This is a genomic window from Mesorhizobium sp. RSR565B (assembly GCF_054719465.1).
Genome location: NZ_JBTTIE010000001.1, coordinates 5,664,656 through 5,682,109 on the forward strand (window position 1 = coordinate 5,664,656; position 17,454 = coordinate 5,682,109).

At 62.9% G+C, this 17,454-nt stretch carries 22 protein-coding genes; 16 read left to right on the forward strand and 6 right to left on the reverse strand.

From position 1 onward, the window contains the following. Positions 1-113: 113 nt before the first annotated feature. From ACYG9R_RS27340 to ACYG9R_RS27355, 4 genes are read left to right on the forward strand one after another with little or no spacing between them, the layout of a single operon-like run. Entirely contained in the window at positions 114-839 is a 726-nt protein-coding gene (locus tag ACYG9R_RS27340) for a DUF2259 domain-containing protein (protein ID WP_023825106.1), read from the forward strand. 56 nt (positions 840-895) lie between these two features. Further along, on the forward strand, positions 896-1,360 hold the full coding sequence (locus ACYG9R_RS27345) for a hypothetical protein (protein WP_023726917.1): 465 nt from the start codon (positions 896-898) through the stop codon (positions 1,358-1,360). A gap of 59 nt (positions 1,361-1,419) precedes the next feature. Beyond that, complete coding sequence (gene purB / locus ACYG9R_RS27350; protein WP_023825107.1) at positions 1,420-2,721, forward strand: adenylosuccinate lyase; 1,302 nt, start codon at positions 1,420-1,422, stop codon at positions 2,719-2,721. Positions 2,722-2,729: 8 nt separating this feature from the next. Then, the gene (locus ACYG9R_RS27355; RefSeq protein ID WP_023825108.1) at positions 2,730-3,458 is read left to right on the forward strand and encodes a metallophosphoesterase family protein; all 729 of its coding nucleotides are present in this window, start codon (positions 2,730-2,732) and stop codon (positions 3,456-3,458) included. Between the two features lie 15 nt (positions 3,459-3,473). Here the strand turns inward: ACYG9R_RS27355 and ACYG9R_RS27360 are convergent, their stop codons facing one another. Continuing rightward, entirely contained in the window at positions 3,474-4,289 is an 816-nt protein-coding gene (locus tag ACYG9R_RS27360) for a VOC family protein (RefSeq protein WP_023825109.1), read from the reverse strand. Between the two features lie 194 nt (positions 4,290-4,483). Between ACYG9R_RS27360 and ACYG9R_RS27365 the strand changes: the two genes are divergently transcribed. Beyond that, entirely contained in the window at positions 4,484-5,038 is a 555-nt protein-coding gene (locus ACYG9R_RS27365) for an RBBP9/YdeN family alpha/beta hydrolase (protein ID WP_023690188.1), read from the forward strand. A gap of 19 nt (positions 5,039-5,057) precedes the next feature. Here ACYG9R_RS27365 and ACYG9R_RS27370 read toward each other — a convergent pair whose 3' ends face one another. Then, the gene (locus tag ACYG9R_RS27370) at positions 5,058-5,831 is read right to left on the reverse strand and encodes an HpcH/HpaI aldolase family protein (RefSeq protein WP_023669090.1); all 774 of its coding nucleotides are present in this window, start codon (positions 5,829-5,831) and stop codon (positions 5,058-5,060) included. Positions 5,832-5,958: 127 nt separating this feature from the next. Beyond that, a complete protein-coding gene (locus ACYG9R_RS27375) occupies positions 5,959-6,279 on the reverse strand; it encodes a DUF1476 domain-containing protein (protein WP_023669091.1) in 321 nt (106 codons plus the stop codon). Between the two features lie 275 nt (positions 6,280-6,554). On the opposite strand from ACYG9R_RS27375, the gene purC reads away from it, so the two are divergent. From purC to ACYG9R_RS27400, 5 genes are all read left to right on the forward strand, one after another. Then, the gene (purC, locus tag ACYG9R_RS27380; protein ID WP_013532127.1) at positions 6,555-7,349 is read left to right on the forward strand and encodes a phosphoribosylaminoimidazolesuccinocarboxamide synthase; all 795 of its coding nucleotides are present in this window, start codon (positions 6,555-6,557) and stop codon (positions 7,347-7,349) included. An 88-nt stretch (positions 7,350-7,437) separates the two neighbouring features. Then, positions 7,438-7,680, forward strand: a complete 243-nt coding sequence (gene purS / locus ACYG9R_RS27385; protein ID WP_023669092.1) for a phosphoribosylformylglycinamidine synthase subunit PurS — start codon at positions 7,438-7,440, stop codon at positions 7,678-7,680. 1 nt (position 7,681) lies between these two features. Then, positions 7,682-8,350 carry a phosphoribosylformylglycinamidine synthase subunit PurQ gene (gene purQ, locus ACYG9R_RS27390; RefSeq protein WP_023825110.1) on the forward strand — a complete coding sequence of 223 codons (669 nt, stop codon included), beginning with the start codon at positions 7,682-7,684 and terminating at the stop codon, positions 8,348-8,350. Positions 8,351-8,391: 41 nt separating this feature from the next. Beyond that, positions 8,392-8,802: a hypothetical protein gene (locus ACYG9R_RS27395; RefSeq protein ID WP_023825111.1), complete on the forward strand. Its 411-nt coding sequence runs from the start codon at positions 8,392-8,394 to the stop codon at positions 8,800-8,802. Between the two features lie 5 nt (positions 8,803-8,807). Next, positions 8,808-9,452, forward strand: a complete 645-nt coding sequence (locus ACYG9R_RS27400; protein WP_023825112.1) for a Pr6Pr family membrane protein — start codon at positions 8,808-8,810, stop codon at positions 9,450-9,452. Positions 9,453-9,467: 15 nt separating this feature from the next. On the opposite strand, the gene ACYG9R_RS27405 is transcribed toward ACYG9R_RS27400, so the two are convergent. Next, positions 9,468-9,713: a DUF1127 domain-containing protein gene (locus tag ACYG9R_RS27405; RefSeq protein ID WP_023743133.1), complete on the reverse strand. Its 246-nt coding sequence runs from the start codon at positions 9,711-9,713 to the stop codon at positions 9,468-9,470. A gap of 93 nt (positions 9,714-9,806) precedes the next feature. Here ACYG9R_RS27405 and ACYG9R_RS27410 point away from each other — a divergent pair, with 93 nt between their 5' ends. Continuing rightward, a complete protein-coding gene (locus tag ACYG9R_RS27410) occupies positions 9,807-11,216 on the forward strand; it encodes an aminotransferase-like domain-containing protein (protein ID WP_023825113.1) in 1,410 nt (469 codons plus the stop codon). 29 nt (positions 11,217-11,245) lie between these two features. Here the strand turns inward: ACYG9R_RS27410 and ACYG9R_RS27415 are convergent, their stop codons facing one another. After that, positions 11,246-11,410 carry a hypothetical protein gene (locus tag ACYG9R_RS27415; RefSeq protein WP_023669098.1) on the reverse strand — a complete coding sequence of 55 codons (165 nt, stop codon included), beginning with the start codon at positions 11,408-11,410 and terminating at the stop codon, positions 11,246-11,248. A gap of 189 nt (positions 11,411-11,599) precedes the next feature. Here ACYG9R_RS27415 and purL point away from each other — a divergent pair, with 189 nt between their 5' ends. The 3 genes from purL (at position 11,600) to ACYG9R_RS27430 (ending at position 14,685) form a co-directional block, all read left to right on the forward strand. After that, positions 11,600-13,831, forward strand: coding sequence for a phosphoribosylformylglycinamidine synthase subunit PurL (gene purL / locus ACYG9R_RS27420; RefSeq protein WP_023825114.1), 2,232 nt, complete (start codon positions 11,600-11,602; stop codon positions 13,829-13,831). Continuing rightward, a complete protein-coding gene (locus ACYG9R_RS27425; RefSeq protein ID WP_023669100.1) occupies positions 13,828-14,352 on the forward strand; it encodes a hypothetical protein in 525 nt (174 codons plus the stop codon). The genes purL and ACYG9R_RS27425 overlap by 4 nt, the downstream gene beginning before the upstream one ends. Before the next feature lie 99 nt (positions 14,353-14,451). Next, positions 14,452-14,685, forward strand: coding sequence for a BolA/IbaG family iron-sulfur metabolism protein (locus tag ACYG9R_RS27430; RefSeq protein WP_010909092.1), 234 nt, complete (start codon positions 14,452-14,454; stop codon positions 14,683-14,685). 12 nt (positions 14,686-14,697) lie between these two features. Here the strand turns inward: ACYG9R_RS27430 and ACYG9R_RS27435 are convergent, their stop codons facing one another. Next, positions 14,698-15,531 (reverse strand): phosphodiester glycosidase family protein, encoded by an 834-nt coding sequence (locus tag ACYG9R_RS27435; protein ID WP_023825115.1) that lies wholly within the window; start codon positions 15,529-15,531, stop codon positions 14,698-14,700. A gap of 160 nt (positions 15,532-15,691) precedes the next feature. On the opposite strand from ACYG9R_RS27435, the gene grxD reads away from it, so the two are divergent. Both grxD and ACYG9R_RS27445 read left to right on the forward strand, forming a co-directional pair. Beyond that, complete coding sequence (gene grxD / locus ACYG9R_RS27440; protein ID WP_023669102.1) at positions 15,692-16,027, forward strand: Grx4 family monothiol glutaredoxin; 336 nt, start codon at positions 15,692-15,694, stop codon at positions 16,025-16,027. A 118-nt stretch (positions 16,028-16,145) separates the two neighbouring features. Further along, on the forward strand, positions 16,146-17,414 hold the full coding sequence (locus tag ACYG9R_RS27445; protein ID WP_023684881.1) for a multidrug effflux MFS transporter: 1,269 nt from the start codon (positions 16,146-16,148) through the stop codon (positions 17,412-17,414). Positions 17,415-17,454: the final 40 nt, after the last annotated feature.

Sequence of the window (17,454 nt, forward strand, 5' to 3'; positions counted from 1 at the left end):
TCGACGATAACAAACAGAGGCGAAATTGGATGCATCGCCTTTTGAATAGCACGATGTTTTGACTGTCTCGTGATAGGGAACGATCGAACCAGGGCAGGCGGAGCGGAACCCCGATGCGAAATCTCGTCCTGATTGGCGTTTGCCTGCTGGTCCATCTGGCATCCGCCATGGCCGCCCGAGCGGGCGATGTCGCCGAGCTTGAAATCCTCGGCTTCAGCAAGGATGGCAGCGTCTTCGCCTTCGAGGAATATGGTGTGGCAGACGGTTCGGGCTTTCCCTATGCCAATCGCTACTACATCAACACCGCCGACGACACGTTCCTGAAGGGCACGCCAATCCGGGTCCGGCTGGAGGATGAGACCGCCTCGCTCGATACGGCCCGTCAGCAGGCCAGGCAGAAGGGCGAAGCCGTCGTTGTGCAGGCCGAACTCACCGCAAACCGCGGCATCACCGCCGGCTTCAACCCGGTGACCGAATTGTCGGCGGACCCGTTCCGCATGGTGGTGAACCCACGGCCGATCTTTTCGCCGGTCGACCCGCCGCTGGAATTCCGGCTGGACGAGATCGGCATGAATGACACCGAAAGCTGCCAGAGCCAGGGCGAGGTCAACGGTTTTCGCCTGCTGCGGATCGAGGCCAGGGATGGCGGCCGGACCCATCTGCTGCATGAGGATAAATCGATCCCGAAAAGCCGTGGCTGCCCGAACGGCTACAGGATCGGCGCGGTGCAGACGTTCTCGATGGACAGCATCAGCGCCTATGCGGTGCTGATCGCGGTGCGCCAATACGGCTTCGAAGGGCCGGATTTTCGCTGGATCGCCGTGACCGGACGCCTGTGACAGCGCTCGATCAATCCAGCTGGCGCAAGCGCGCCGGAAATCGCGTCAGCCGCGCCATACCATCGACGGGCGCGGCGCTTGTCGGCGCCTTGCTGTGGGCGATGGCCATGGGCGCCAGCGCGCTGACCGGTCTTTGGCTCGACAATTGGGAGACCCCGGAAAAGATCCGCTTCGTCGCCCTGCTGTTTGCGACCGGCGCGGCATTGGCCTTTCCCGTCGGGTTGTTCGCGGCGCGGCTGGTCTCGCTCGACCGGCACTGGGAAGTGGCGTTCGCCGCCGCCTTCGTCTGCCTGCTTGCCACGACGCTCGCCTTCACCGGCGGGTTGTTTGCGCTGCAATACCGCTCCTACTATGCCGAATGGCACGCGGAGGCCTTCACCGCCCGGTGGGCGTTCGAACTGGTCTTCACCTCGCTGACGGCGCTCTACCAATTCGTGGTGCTGGGTATCAGGCTCTATTTTCCGCTCGGATTCATCGCGCTTGCCGCCGCCAGCGTGTGGTTTGCGCGCCAGCAGCGTTGAGCATTCGGTCCGCCTCTGTTAGGACGCGCACTTAACCACGGACACATCAGGACTGACGGATGATCCCTCGCTATTCCCGGCCGGAAATGGTCGCCATCTGGTCGCCGGAAACCCGCTTCCGCATCTGGTTCGAGATCGAGGCCCATGCCTGCGATGCGCTGGCCGAGCTCGGCGTCATCCCCAGAGAAGCCGCCAAGACCATCTGGGAAAAAGGCGGCGCCGCCCAATTCGACGTCGGCAAGATCGACGAGATCGAGGCCGTCACCAAGCACGACGTCATCGCCTTCCTCACCCATCTCGCCGAATTCGTCGGACCGGATGCCCGTTTCATCCACCAGGGCATGACCTCGTCCGACGTTCTCGACACCTGCCTTGCGGTGCAGCTCAACCGCGCCAGCGATATCCTGCTGGCCGACCTCGACGGCCTGCTCGCCGCGCTGAAGCGCCGGGCCTTCGAGCACAAGGACACCGTCACCATCGGCCGCAGCCACGGCATTCATGCCGAGCCGACCACGTTCGGCGTCAAGCTGGCGCAGGCCTATGCCGAGTTCTCGCGCTGCCGCGAGCGGCTGGTGCACGCGCGAGAGGATATTGCCACCTGCGCTATCTCGGGCGCGATCGGCACCTTCGCCAACATCGACCCCTATGTCGAAGAGCATGTGGCGAAAAAGCTTGGGCTGAAGCCGGAACCGGTGTCGACGCAGGTCATCCCGCGCGACCGCCATGCCATGTTCTTTGCCACGCTCGGCGTCATCGCCTCGTCGGTCGAGCGGCTGGCGACAGAGATTCGCCATCTGCAGCGCACCGAGGTGCTGGAAGTGGAAGAGTATTTTTCGCCGGGCCAGAAGGGCTCGTCGGCAATGCCGCACAAGCGCAACCCGGTGCTGACCGAAAACCTCACCGGCCTTGCCCGCATGGTGCGCTCCATGGCGCTGCCGGCGATGGAGAATGTGGCGCTCTGGCACGAGCGCGACATCTCGCATTCCTCGGTCGAGCGCATGATAGGGCCGGACGCCACGGTAACGCTGGATTTCGCGCTGTCGCGGCTCACCGGCGTCGTCGACAAATTGCTGATCTATCCCGACAACATGCTGAAGAACATGAACAAGTTCCGTGGCCTGGTGCATTCGCAGCGCGTGTTGCTGGCGCTGACCCAAGCCGGCGTCAGTCGCGAGGATGCCTACCGCCTGGTGCAGCGCAACGCCATGAAGGTATGGGAACATGGAGCTGATTTCCTTGAGGAACTGTTGGCCGACAGGGAAGTCACCGCAGCGCTGCCCGAAGCCGAGATCCGCGAGAAATTCGACTTGGGCTATCACACCAAGCATGTCGACACGATCTTCAAGCGGGTTTTCGGATAGGTTTTTCGATGCGGCTGGCCGTCCTTTCCGACATCCATGGGAATCTGCGCGCGCTTGAGGCGGTTCATGCGCAGATCAAAGACGCTTCTCCCGACGTCATCGTCAATCTGGGCGATTGTCTTTCCGGGCCGCTATGGCCTGAAGAAACCGCGCAATATCTGATGGCGCAGAACTGGCCGACCGTGCGCGGCAATCACGACCGTGTGCTGATCGAGCCGCCTGCTTCCGGGTTGGAAGACGTCGATGCTTTCACCCACCAACGCCTCTCTGAGACATCCCTGACCTGGATCTCGGCCTTGCCGGTCACCCTGTCGCCTGCCCCGGACATCCTGCTGTGCCATGGCAGCCCGAGTGACGACAACGTGTTCCTGCTTGAGGAAGACGGAGGCAGCCACTTCCACCCCTCCAATGAAAAGCAGATCAGGCACAAGCTCGGCAGCGCCGGCGCCGGGCTGACCTTGTGCGGCCATACACATACGCCGCGCGTTGTGCGTTTGTCGGACAACCGGACAATCCTCAATCCGGGCAGCGTCGGCGTCCAGGCATTCCCCGGCCTGACCCTGACCGGCAGTCCGCATGCCCGCTACGCCCTCGCTACGCGCAAGGACGGACAATGGTTTTTCAGCCATCACGTGGTCAATTATGACTGGACCGAGGCGTCCAGCCGCGCGACAGCCACCGGCTTCGACAGCTGGGCGCATGGGCTGCTGACGGGCTACGCCGCCAATTCCTTGTAAGAACCGAGCGGGCGCTCAGCCGGCGGCGCCCGGCACGGTGCGGATCACCGTGCCCCACGGATCTTCCCGCGTGGTTTCAGCGGTTGTCCTGTCCGAGCGCATCTCGACCCAGGCCAGCCCTGAGCGGGACGGATCGCGGCGCCCGGCGCCGGCGCTGTGCCACGAATTGCCACCGATATGATGGTGGTAGCCTCCCGACGACAGGAACACCGCCTGCCCTCCATACTTAGCGACCGTGTCGAAGCCAAATTCGTCGTGCCACCAGGCCTCGGCATCTTCCGGCCGGCCGACGCGCAGATGGACATGGCCGACAATGCTGTTTTGCGGCGCGCCCTGCCAGCCGGCGTCACCGGCCGGCACGCTGCCAACCACGGCAGCCAGGTTCAGCCGCTCGGTCGCCATGGCGATCTTGTCGCCGTTCCACTTCCACTCCTGCGGCAGACGGTCCCTACAGATTTCAATGCCGTTGCCTTCGGGGTCGGTCAGGTAGAGAGCCTCGCTGACCAGATGGTCGGAGGCGCCCTCGATGCGGATCTTGTTGGCGGCGGCGTGGTTTATCCAGCGGCCGAGATCGGCGCGGCTGGGCAGCAGGAAAGCGGTGTGGAACAGGCCGGCGCTGCGCGGATCCTCGGGCTTGGCCGCTGCATCAGGCTCGATCACCAGCAGCGGGCGCTCGGCAGCGCCCAGCGTGATGGCGCCATCGGCGCGGCTCAATTCCTGCAGGCCGACAACAGCCCGGTAGTAATCGGCAAGTCCTTCGGCGTCGCGCGCCTTCAGGCCCACGCGTGACACGCTGACGGGGGTCGTCGCGGCAAAAGGCAGTTCGCTCATAAAACTCTCCGTTCAGCGCATTATCCCAGGCCGCGCCACCAGTCTATTCTGTCGTCCATCTCTTCCTGCCTCAAATCGTCGATCCTGATCGTTCACACAAGATGGAAAGAATCGAACAGGTTGTTCACAATTGTGATGCACCGCATGCGTCAGCGCGGGTTGCACGAGACACGGCCGCTCGCTATCTCAGCGCCATGAAAGTCAAAGACGCAGATATTCTGATCGTGCCGGGCTACACCAATTCCGGCCCTGAACACTGGCAGACACGCTGGCAGTCGAAACTGTCGACAGCGCGTCGGGTCGAACAGGCGGAGTGGTCGAAGCCGGTGCGCGAGGACTGGACGACGAGCGTGGCGAACGCTGTCAACGAGGCCGAGCGGCCGGTGGTGATCGTTGCCCATTCGCTCGGTGTGGCGGCCGCGGTGCAGGCCATTCCGCAGTTCAGGAAGCCGGTCGCCGGCGCGTTTTTTGTCGCGCCGCCCGACGTCGCCAACCCGGAGATAAGGCCGCGTCACCTGATGACCTTTGGTCCCTATGCGCGCGAACCGCTGCCCTTCCCGTCCATCGTCATCGCCAGCCGCAACGATCCGTTCTGCGCCTTCGAGGTTGCCGAGGACATTGCCGCTGCCTGGGGTTCGCTGTTCATCGATGCCGGCGAAACCGGTCACCTCAATGAGGATGCCGGCTTCGGCCCGTGGCCGGAAGGGTCGATGACCTTCGCCAAGTTCCTGACCGACCTCAAGGCCTGACCGGGCAAGGCACCACGCCTCAGCCCTTTATCGAATCGTTCATGCTTTTGATGAGTATCTTTGCGCCGAGCGAAATCAGCGCATGGTCCGAGCCCATCGCCAGCAGCCGGTAGCCCATCGCCACGACGCGGCCGGCAATCGCCGGCTCAACGACGTAGATCGCCGCATGCTTGCCCGCCTTGCGCGTCCGCTCGGCGATGGAGGCGACGGTTTCCATCATGCTTTCCAGCGTCGAATTGACGGTGGCGCCATTCGACCAGGCGATGGAGAAATCCGATGGGCCGAGGAAGATGCCGTCAATGCCCGGCGTGTCGAGGATGCCGTCCAACGCATCGAGTGCGGCGCGCGTTTCGACCATGGCAAAGGCCATGGTGCGTTGATTGGTGTCGCGCAGCCATTCGGCGTGGTCGCCTTTGCCATGGCGCGGAAAAGCATAGGTCGGGCCCCAGGAGCGCTCGCCCATCGGCGGATATTTCATCGCCGCGGCAAAGAGTTTTGCATCGGCCACCGAATTCACCATAGGTGCAATCACCGCCTCGGCACCGAAATCGAGGGCGCGGCTGGCCATGTCGAAGCGGCCGACCGGAATGCGCACCAGCGCCGGCTTGTTGGCGGCCAGCACCGGCACCAGGCCGCGCAAGACCGAGTCTTCGTGGTGTCCGCCATGCTGCATATCGAGGGTGACGGCGTCAAAACCCTGCTTGGCGATGATTTCGACCGTCAAAGCGTCCGGAACGCCGGACCAGGCGGTGAACAGCGTTTCATCCGCCGCCAGGCGTGACTTCAGGGACATGGGTGCTTTCCTCGTTGGGTAGAGCCTTGTAACAGGCCTACGCACAGTTTCAGCCGGAAAAGGCTGAAAAGGCAAAGAAAAACCGCCCGGCTGGACCGGGCGGTCGATTGGTCCAGCGCTACTCGCTCTAGGTGTTCTTGATCTGCTCGATCGCCTGCGCCATCAGTTCGTCCATGGTGCGGCGGATCTGGTGATCCGACTGGTCGACGCCGGCGGCGTCGAAATCCTTGCGGATCTTGCGGAATACGTCGTGATCGCCAGCTTCCTCGATGTCGGAAACCACAACTTCCTTGGCATAGGCGTCGGCGTCAGTGCCGGACTTGCCCAGCTTTTCGGCTGCCCACAGGCCAAGCGCCTTGTTGCGGCGTGCCGAAGCCTTGAAGCGAAGTTCTTCGTCGAAGGCGAATTTGCGCTCAAAACCCTCTTCGCGGTCTTTCATGCTGCTCATGGCTTCCCTCCGATGAAATCGATTCGCGTTGGTGATGGATATGTGTGCTGCCGCAGCACAAACCAAAAGGGCGCGGGCCGGTCAATATGCTACATCGCTTGCTGCGCTGCGGCATTTCATTCCTGAAAGCGGTCGATGGAAAGGATTTGCCGATTGAGCAAACGCTGTGATTGGGATAGACCCGGCATTGAACCCCACCCGTCGCCGCACCAATTTAGGCAGACGGACAGGAACTGGTCGCTTGCCGCCTGCCCGCAAATCCAGAGAAAAATCAGATGAAAAATCGCCGCCGCATTTATGAAGGCAAGGCCAAGATCCTCTATGAGGGACCGGAACCGGGCACACTTATCCAGTTCTTCAAGGATGATGCGACCGCATTCAACAAGAAGAAACATGAGGTCATCGACGGCAAGGGTGTGCTCAACAACCGCATTTCCGAGTACATCTTCAACCATCTGAACCGCATGGGCATTCCGACCCACTTCATCCGCCGGCTCAACATGCGCGAGCAGTTGATCAAGGAAGTCGAGATCATTCCGCTCGAAGTGGTGGTGCGCAATGTCGCCGCCGGCTCGCTGTCCAAGCGCCTCGGCATCGAGGAAGGCACCGTTCTGCCGCGCTCGATCATCGAATTCTATTATAAGGCCGATGCGCTCGACGATCCGATGGTGTCGGAAGAGCACATCACCGCTTTCGGCTGGGCAAGCCCGCAGGAGATCGACGACGTCATGGCGCTGGCCATCCGCGTCAACGACTTCCTCTCCGGCCTGTTCATGGGTGTCGGCATCCAACTCGTGGATTTCAAGATCGAATGCGGCCGCCTGTTCGAGGGCGACATGATGCGCATCGTCGTTGCCGACGAGATCTCGCCGGATTCGTGCCGGCTGTGGGACGTGGCAACGCAGGACAAGCTCGACAAGGACCGTTTCCGCCGCGATATGGGCGGCCTCGTCGAAGCCTATCAGGAAGTTGCCCGCCGCCTTGGCATCATGAACGAGAACGAGCCGCCGCGCCCGACCGGCCCGGTGCTCGTCGCCTCGACCGATGGCCTCAAAGGCAAGCCGCACTAAGTCTTCATTTCTTGACGCAATTCCGGACGGAAAACCGCTTCACACTTTTCCTGGAATTGCTAAGTCTTCGAACAGGAACCTGTCCAGCATGATCAAGGCCCGCATCACCGTCACCCTCAAGAACGGCGTGCTCGACCCGCAGGGAAAAGCCATAGAGCACGCTCTGTCCGGACTGGGGTTCGGCGGCGTCGGCCAGGTGCGGCAGGGCAAGGTCTTCGACCTCGAGCTCTCAGAGACCGACAAGGCCAAGGCTGAAGCCGATCTGAAAGCCATGTGCGACAAGCTGCTGGCGAATACGGTGATCGAGAATTACGCGGTGGAGATCGCTTGATATGAAATCAGCTGTCGTTCTTCTCCCCGGCCTCAACCGCGACCGCGACATGATTGCGGCGCTGACCAAGATTTCCGGGCAGGCGCCGGCGACCGTCTGGCAGACCGACACCGAAATCCCCGATGTCGACCTGATCGCCATTCCCGGCGGCTTCTCCTTCGGCGATTATCTGCGCTGCGGCGCGATTGCCGCGCGGATGCCGGTGATGCGGGCAGTCGCTGAAAAGGCCGCCAAGGGCGTCATGGTCATTGGCGTCTGCAACGGATTCCAGATTCTGGTCGAGGCCGGCCTGCTGCCCGGCGCGCTGATGCGCAATGCTTCGCTGAAATTCGTTTGCCGTGAGGTGAAGCTGCAGATCGCCAACGCCAACACCATGTTCACCCGCCGCTATCAGCCGGGCCAAATCATCCGCACGCCGGTGGCGCATCACGACGGCAATTATTTCGCCGACGCCGACACGCTTGCCCGTCTCGAAGGCGAAGGACAGGTGGTGTTTCGCTATGCCGAGGGCAGCAATCCCAATGGCTCGATGAACGACATTGCCGGTATCGTCAGCGAGAAGGGCAATGTGCTCGGCCTGATGCCGCATCCCGAAAACCTGATCGAGGCCGCGCATGGCGGAAGCGACGGCCGCGCCCTGTTCGAAGGCGCGCTCGGCATCGCCGCCTGATATCTCTTCGAATTCCTTTCAAAACGCGGGGGCGGTTGACCATGAGACTGATGATTGTTCGCCTAGGTCCCCTGGCTGCTGCCGGCTTGGCGTTGGCGTCCTGCCAGTCCAGCCCGAAGAGCGCGCCGGTCCCCACGGGCAAGAGCGCTTCGCTGCTGGCCATGGAACAGGTAGCGATATCGGCCCACAAATGCTGGATCGCCAGCAAGGATCCCGCCTTCAAATCCTATCAGATGGCCAATGAGCTGAATTCGTTCAGCGGCACGCCCCGCTTCCTGCTGGTGCCGGCCAAGCATTATGGCGGCAAGCCGCTGCTGGTCGTCCAGGCGCAAGGCAATTCCAGCCGCGTCGACGTGTTCGGTCCGCTGATGGACGATCCGCTCGGCGCGCGCATCGGATCCGACGTTGCACGCTGGCAAACGGGCAATCCGTCGTGTAACGCGGCCGCCTGACGCCAGTGGGCCGCTTCCTGCAGATTGCGGGATTGATCATCGGTCTGGCCGGGCTTGTCCTGCAAGCGTGCATCACCATCCCGGCATCGATGGAAGCCGGCCGCAGTTTTCTCGGCTCCATCGTCTTTCTGTTCAGCTTCTTCACCATCCTGACCAACATCGGTGCAGTGCTGGTCCATGTCTCGCTGCTGTCGCCTTCGGGCTACGCCTGGCTGCCGGCCTTTGCCGGGCCGCGGATGCGGGCGGGCGTGGCGGTGTCAATCGCCCTGGTCTTCATCGTCTATGCCACGGTTCTGGCGCAGCTCTGGCAGCCGCAAGGGCTGTTTCTGCTCTGCGACGTGCTGCTCCATTACGTGACGCCGGTGCTGTTCGTGCTGTGGTGGCTGGTGGCTGGCGCCGACGGCAGGACACGGTGGAGCGACATTTCCTGGTGGATGGCCTATCCGATCGCCTATCTCGCCTACGCGTTGGCGCGCGCGCCGATCGCAGGCGAAGTGCCCTATCCGTTCCTCGACGCCGCCAAGAACGGCGTGGCCAGCGTCGCGCTTGCGGCGCTGGCCGTCACCGGGGTTTTCCTGGTGCTTTGCATCCTCGCCGTGCTTGCCGACAAGGGCGTCTCACGCCTCAGGGCTCCGCGCACCCGTCGTTGACGAACCGGCTCCGGGTCAGTCCCAGAGCCGTCGGATCCCTTCACGGTAGGCGTCGCCACGCGAAACACCGATATCCCTGAGTTGCTCGTCGGTCATTTCGAGCAAAGCCAGGCGGCCGCGACGGCGCTCGATCAGCACGTCGATCCATCGCGCCAGCGATCTGACCACATGCACGATCCGGCCGACAAAGCCTCGCCGGCTGGACGGGCGCGGCCCGACCAATTCAATGCCCGCGCAGCGGATTGTCTCGATTGTATCCATTGTCTTTCTGCCAACCTTGCAAATTGTACCCATCTTGGTACGGTTCTGATATGCATTGACACCCGATCTGGTGCAATATACAGAATTGTCACCATGACAAATTGGCTCCCTGACCTCACCATCGGTTCCGGCCCGCTTTACCAGCGCCTTGCCGACAGCATCGAGTCGGACATCGACAAGGGCGTCATCGATGCCGGGACAAAATTGCCGCCGCAGCGCGATCTCGCCTATGATATCGGCACGACGGTCGGCACGATCGGCCGAGCCTATCAGCTGCTGCGCGAGCGCGGCCTGGTGAGCGGCGAAGTCGGTCGCGGGACCTATGTGCTGGCGCAGCAATCGGAAGCGTCACCCGAATTCGCCGAGCCTGCCGTGCAAGGCACGCGCTATGTCGATGCGCCGCCCGGCAAGCTGCGTTTCGACAGCACTGCCGCGCCCGACATCGGCCAGGGCGCCATTGTCGCTGACATGCTCTCGCGCACGGTGCAGGATCACCCGCACGAGATTTCGAGCTACACCAGGGATTTTCCGGAGCGCTGGTTCGAGGCCGGCGCCCGCTGGCTGTCGCGCAATTCGTTCCGTCCGGCAGCCGACACCATCGTTCCCACGCTTGGCACACATGCCGCGGTGATGGCGGCGATTGCGGCACTGACCACACCGGGCGACTATGTCGCCTTCGAGCACCTCACCTATTCGCAGATCGCCCGCAGCGCCGGGCTGATCGGGCGGCGCATTGCACTTGTCGCATCGGACGTGGAAGGCATCGATCCCGAGGATTTCGAACGCGTCTGCGCGCAAAAGCACCCGAAGATGATCTTCCTGATGCCGACGGTGCAGAACCCGACCCTGGCGATCCTGTCGGTTTCGCGCCGCGAGGCGATCGCCCGGGTCGCGCGCGCGTACAATGTCATCGTCATCGAGGACGATCTCTATGGCGGCCTGACCGAAGATCCGACGCCGCTCATCGCCGAATATGCACCCGAGCGCACCATTGTCGCCGGCGGTCTGTCGAAATCGGTCGCGGCAGGTGTTCGCGGCGGCTGGCTCTCCTGCCCGCCCGCCTATCGCCATCGCATCCGCGTCGCCCACAAGATGATGACCGGCGGGATGCCGTTCCTGCTGGCGGAGGTGAATGCGCGGCTGGTGCTGTCAGGGCAGGCTGGCGATATCCGCAAACGCAGCATTGCCGAAATTGCCGCCCGCATCGCCATCGTGCGCGAGACACTGGCGGGTTTCGCCTTCAAGTCACACGGCAGCGTGCCCTTCGTCTGGCTGACGCTGCCCGATCCCTGGCTGTCCGGCACGTTCAGGAGCGCATGCCTCGAAAATGGCGTGCTCCTCGACGACGAGGACGAGTTCAAGGCGGGGCGTTCCGAGCAGGTTTTTCACGGCGTGCGTTTCGGCGTCTCGCAGCCAAGGCGGCGCGAGGACATCACCGGCGGCGTCGCGGTGATCCGGCGGCTGCTGGAGGAAGGCCGCGCCGGCTACGACAGTTCGTCCTGACTCGGTCCTCCTGTATCCCGATCTCAGGTTCAGCCCTCTGCCTTGAAGTTTTTGGCTTCCTTTGCGCCCTTGTCCTTGCCGTGCTTCTCGGCCAGGTCCTTGGCCTGCTTGGGCGAAACGTCGGTGGTCTCGGCAATATGCATGGCCTCCTTGTCGGAGAGGCGATTGTCTTTCTTGCCTTGCTTGGTGGCCATGTCGAAATCTCCTGATTGGTTTGAGGCCTAACGGCCGGGATGCCATAGCGTTCCCCAGCGGCTCCCCGCTACCATCGTCGCCCTGTGGTTTTCCGGCGTTTTTCGTCATCCAATGGGGTGTATCACGCCAAAGCTTGCGATATGAGGGGGACTCAAATTCCCCTCTCCCATGGACATCAATCGCCGCCCATGACCATTTCCAATTCCGTGCCGATCACCCCGGAACTCATCGCCGCGCATGGGCTGAAGCCCGACGAATACCAGCGCATCCTCGACCTGGTCGGGCGCGAACCGAGCTTTACCGAACTCGGCATCTTCTCGGCGATGTGGAATGAGCACTGCTCCTACAAATCCTCGAAGAAATGGCTGCGCACGCTGCCGACCACCGGGCCGCAGGTCATCCAGGGTCCGGGCGAGAACGCCGGCGTGGTCGATATCGGCGACGGCGACTGCGTCGTCTTCAAGATGGAGAGCCACAACCATCCCTCCTACATCGAGCCCTACCAGGGTGCGGCGACCGGCGTCGGCGGCATATTGCGCGACGTCTTCACCATGGGCGCGCGGCCGATTGCGGCGATGAACGCTCTGCGCTTCGGCGCACCCGACCATCCCAAGACCAGGCACCTTGTCAGCGGCGTGGTTTCCGGCGTCGGCGGCTACGGCAATGCGTTCGGCGTGCCGACGGTCGGCGGCGAGGTCAATTTCGACGCCCGCTACAATGGCAACATCCTGGTCAACGCCTTTGCCGCGGGCCTTGCCAAGACCGATGCGATCTTCCTGTCGGAAGCCAAGGGCGTCGGCCTGCCGGTCGTCTATCTCGGCGCCAAGACCGGCCGCGACGGTGTCGGCGGCGCCACGATGGCCTCGGCCGAGTTCGACGACAAGATCGACGAGAAGCGCCCGACCGTGCAGGTCGGCGATCCCTTCACCGAAAAATGCCTGCTCGAAGCCTGTCTTGAGCTGATGGCGTCCGGCGCCGTCATCGCCATCCAGGACATGGGTGCGGCCGGCCTCACCTGTTCGGCGGTCGAGATGGGCGCCAAGGGCGACCTCGGCATCGAGCTTCACCTCGACCAGGTGCCGGTGCGCGAAGAGCGCATGAGCGCCTATGAGATGATGCTGTCGGAGAGCCAGGAGCGCATGCTGATGGTGCTGCGCCCCGAGAAGGAAAAGGAAGCCGAGGCGATCTTCCACAAATGGGGCCTCGACTTCGCCATTGTCGGCAAGACCACCGACGATCTGCGCTTCCGCGTCATTCACCAGGGTGACGAGGTCGCCAACCTGCCGATCAAGGACCTTGGCGACAAGGCGCCGGAATATGACCGCCCCTGGGTCGAGCCGAAGAAGCCTGCGGCGCTCGCAGCCGGCGATGCGCCGAAGGCCGATGTCGCCGATGCGCTGTTGAAACTGCTCGGCGGGCCGGACCTGTCGTCGCGGCGCTGGGTGTGGGAGCAGTACGACACGCTGATCCAGGGCAATTCGCTGCAGCTTCCGGGCGGCGACGCCGGCGTGGTGCGCGTCGAAGGCCATCCGACCAAGGCGCTCGCCTTCTCCTCCGACGTGACGCCGCGCTATTGCGAGGCCGACCCGTATGAAGGCGGCAAGCAGGCGGTGGCCGAATGCTGGCGCAACCTCACCGCCACCGGCGCGCTGCCGCTGGCGGCCACCGACAACCTCAATTTCGGCAATCCGGAACGGCCTGAGATCATGGGCCAGCTGGTCGGCGCGGTGAAAGGCATTGGCGATGCCTGCCGCGCGCTCGGCTTCCCGATCGTGTCGGGCAATGTCTCGCTCTACAACGAAACCAATGGCCAAGGCATCCTGCCGACGCCGACCATCGGCGGCGTCGGGCTGATTGCCGACTGGTCGAAGATGACCCGTATCGGCTTTGCCGCCGAGGGCCAGATGATCCTGCTGGTCGGCGCGCCCGCAAGCTGGGGCAGCCATCTCGGCCAGTCCGCCTATTTCAGGGACATCCATGGCCGCACCGACGGGCCGCCGCCATCCGTCGACCTCGCGCATGAAAAGCGCGTCGGCGACCATGTGCGCGCGCTGATCGCGTCGGGCGTCGTGACCGCGGCGCATGACCTTTCCGATGGCGGCTTGGCGATAGCCTTGGCCGAAATGGCGATGGCGTCCGGCATCGGCGCCACCATTCCGGGGCTCGCCGGCACCGACCCGATCCCGGTCTGGTTCGGCGAAGACCAGGGCCGCTACCTGCTGACGCTGTCCGTCGATCCGCAGAGCAAGGAATGGGACGCCATCCGCGAGGAACAGAGCAAGCTCGGCATCTTTGCGCCATGGATCGGCTCGACCGGTGGAAACGAACTGAAGCTCGGCGATGCTAGGGCGATCCCGGTCAGCGAATTGACCGCCGCCCACGAAGGCTGGTTCCCGAACTTCATGGACAAGTCCAGTTGACCAGCCTGGCAGCCCGGACGCTGATCGCAGTCGTCTTCTGGCCGTCGCTGTTCTTCTTCTGGTTCCTCGGGCCGTTCGTCTTTTTCCTGCTGTCGACGACCTCGAGCGAGGTCTGTCCGCTGCTGGAAAGGCGTGACCAGTTCATTGAGGCGGCCAATGGCACACTGCAGATGCTGGCCTTGCAAAGTCTGATCTATGCGATCCCCATCGTCTGCCTGGTGCTGTGGAGCCGCCTTTTGCCGAACCCGGCGCGCGCAAGGCATGTCGCCACCTGCATCAAGCTCTTTGCCATTGCGGTCATTACCGGCGCGCTGTGGGAATACGGGTCATCGCTGATCTGCGACGGCTATGGCCAACCATTCTTTTCGCCCTTGTGGCAGATGACCAGCTATCTCCCGATTATCAACCTGGCGCTCAACATCCCGCTCTATGTCCTGGTGTTCAGCCTTGGCCGGGGGTTCTCGACCCGCGACGACATTACAGAAGATGGTGTGGTTCACCCGCGGCAGGATGGCCCTTAGACACTGCGTCGCCGACAGAACGGCTTCAACCCGGACCAGAAAGGCTTTAGGCTGCCGTCCGAGTCACTCGTGCCTAGCCGCCCAGAACAGGATTTTGCCATGGCAATGGATGCCCACGACATCGAAAAACTGATCAAGGACGGCATTCCGGACGCCAAGGTGACGATCCGCGACCTCGCCGGTGACGGCGATCACTATGCAGCCGAAGTGGTGGCCGAAAGCTTCCGCGGAAAGAGCCGCGTCCAGCAGCACCAGATGGTCTATGATGCGCTGAAGGGCAATATGGGCGGCGTGCTGCACGCGCTGGCCCTGCAGACCAGCGTGCCGGACTGATGCCAGACTGGCCTACTGTTTCTGCGGCTGCTTCGCCGACACTGACGTGATCGGCTTCGCCGGCACTGAGATGATCGGCCCTGCCGGATATCTTCCGCCGACAATCATCCTGTCGCCATCCGACAGCGCGGAGACCGCGCCGTCGAGGAACAGCGCGTTGCGGCATTGTAGCGCGTCGCGAAACAGCCGCGCAAAGCTGCCGAAACTGACCTCAGACCGCGAGATCGCCAGCAAAACGGTGTTTTCATCGCGCACGCCGACGCCGTTGCGGATGTAGCGCGAGGTTCCGTTCGGCTCGAAGCGTGGGTGAATCTTGCCATCGATCACCAGCATCGGGCCGGACTGCGTGGCGAAGGCAACATCGCGTTTAGTAACCGCATAGGCGTTGCTTTCCATGACAGCCGCCTTGCCGTCATTGCCCACCAGAAAGACGCCGTTCGGTTTCAGGAAGAAATTGCCTTCGCCGTCGGCAAGGTTGAGCGGCGACTTCTCGCTGCCGTTCTCGACCAGCAGGCCGACCGGCGACAAATCCTCGTGATACATGCCGCCATTCATGGCGAGCAGCACCGGCCTCCCCTCGCCCGCAACCGCCTTGCCGAAGGCCTCCAGCGAGCCGAAGGGCTTGCCGTCGGCACCGACGTGAAAGACAGCGAGGTTGTAGGTCCGCAGGTCGACCGTGCAGACGACATAGGTCACCGCCTCGAAGGCGACATTCCGGCAAGGCGCGGGCAGGTCACCGCCAATGACCAGCCGCGGCGGCTCCGGGCGTCTCGGCCACCAGACAACGGCAATCGCGGCCAGCAGGATGGCGATCAGAAGGGCGGCGCCATATCGTCTTTTCATCATGTCCCGGAGGCTGCAATCGGCAGGGATGCTTGGCCCAAGACAGGCGATCCTTTGCGCCATTTCCGCGACGGCGGCGCAAACATCTTGTTTCGGCCCATCTATGGGTTTATTTGATGGCTATGCTTCGAGCCTGACTCCCACAGGCGTGAAAGGATATCTCATGAGCGGCATCAACGACTACATCGACAGCGAAGTGAAGGGCAACGACGTCGTCCTTTTCATGAAGGGCACGCCCGGTTTTCCGCAGTGCGGCTTTTCCGGCCAGGTCGTCCAGATCCTCGATTACATCGGCGCCGACTACAAGGGCGTCGACGTGCTGACCTCGGCCGAACTGCGCCAAGGCATCAAGGAATATTCGAACTGGCCGACGATCCCGCAGCTTTACGTCAAGGGCGAATTCGTCGGCGGCTGCGACATCATCCGCGAAATGTTCCAGGCGGGCGAGCTGCAGACGTTGCTCGTCGACAAGGGCGTCAGCGTCAAAGCGACAGCCTGATTCTGAGTTGAGACGGGGCAGCCCCGCCCCGGCAAAATGTTACCTCCCCCTATCGGAGTGAGGACGAACTTATGCGCCGGCATGCCGGCGCATATTCGTTTTGAAGATCGGACCCGCCGTGGACCAGCCAGCAAAAGCGCCGCAACAGGCACGCAAATTGCCTATTCCGCGCTGGGAATTCATCGCGCTGTGCGCGGCACTGATGGCGTTGAACTCGCTGGCCATCGACATCATGCTGCCGGCACTGCAGCAAATCGGCGCCACGCTTGGCGTTGAGAATGAAAACCACCGCCAGTATGTGATCACCGCCTATATATTGGGCTTCGGTGGCGGACAGCTTTTCTTCGGACCGATCTCGGACCGGTTCGGGCGCCGCGCGCCGCTCGTTGCCGGGCTGGCGATCTATGTCGTGGCGGCGGCAGCTGCCGCCATCGCCCCGTCATTCGCCGTCCTGCTGCTGTGCCGGCTGGTGCAAGGCATCGGTGCGGCGGCGACCCGCGTCATCGCCGTCTCGATCGTGCGCGACACGTTCGACGGTCGGCGCATGGCCGAGGTGATGTCTCTGATCTTCATGGTGTTCATGGCCATCCCGGTGATCGCGCCTGGGATCGGCCAGTTCATCATGCTGTTCGCAACATGGCACTGGATCTTCGTCACCATGGCCGTCGGGGCGCTGATCGTGTCGGCGTGGTCGCTGCTGCGGCTGCCGGAGACGCTGCATCCGGAGTACCGCCGGCCGCTGACGGTCTCATCCGTCGTCGGTGGTTTCCGCATCGTGCTCACCAACCGCATGGCGCTTTGCTACGCCTTTGCCAGCACCTTCATTTTCGCCGCCATGTTCGGCTTCATCGCCTCCGCACAGCAGATCTATGTCGACATTTTTCATGTCGGCGAATTGTTTCCTGTCATCTTCGCGGGTGTCGCCGGCGTTCTCGCTTTTTCGAACTACCTCAACTCGCGCCTGGTCGGCCGCATCGGCATGCGCCGCCTGTCGCAGAGCGCACTGCTGTTGTTCCTGGTGATCAGCCTTGCCTGGCTCACCGTTTCGCTTCAAATGAAGATGCCACTCTGGCTGTTCATCACCTTCTTCGCCAGTGCGATGCTCCCGTTCGGCGCGCTCGGCGCCAATTTCAACGCGCTCGCGATGGAGCCGCTCGGCCAACTGGCGGGCACCGCGTCGTCCATCCTGGGCTTCATGCAGACTTTTCTCGGCGGCATCCTCGGCACGCTGATCGGCCAGGCCTTCAACGGCACGGTGACGCCGCTTGCCGCCGGCTTCTGCAGCGTCTCGGTCGCGGCCCTCCTGATGATCCTGATCGCCGAGCGCGGCAAGATGTTCCAGCCGCACAACCCACCCATTTCAGGGCACGTCACCGACCTGCATTGAGCAACTGTTCTGCGCTACGAGTTTTATTTGTCTCAGACCG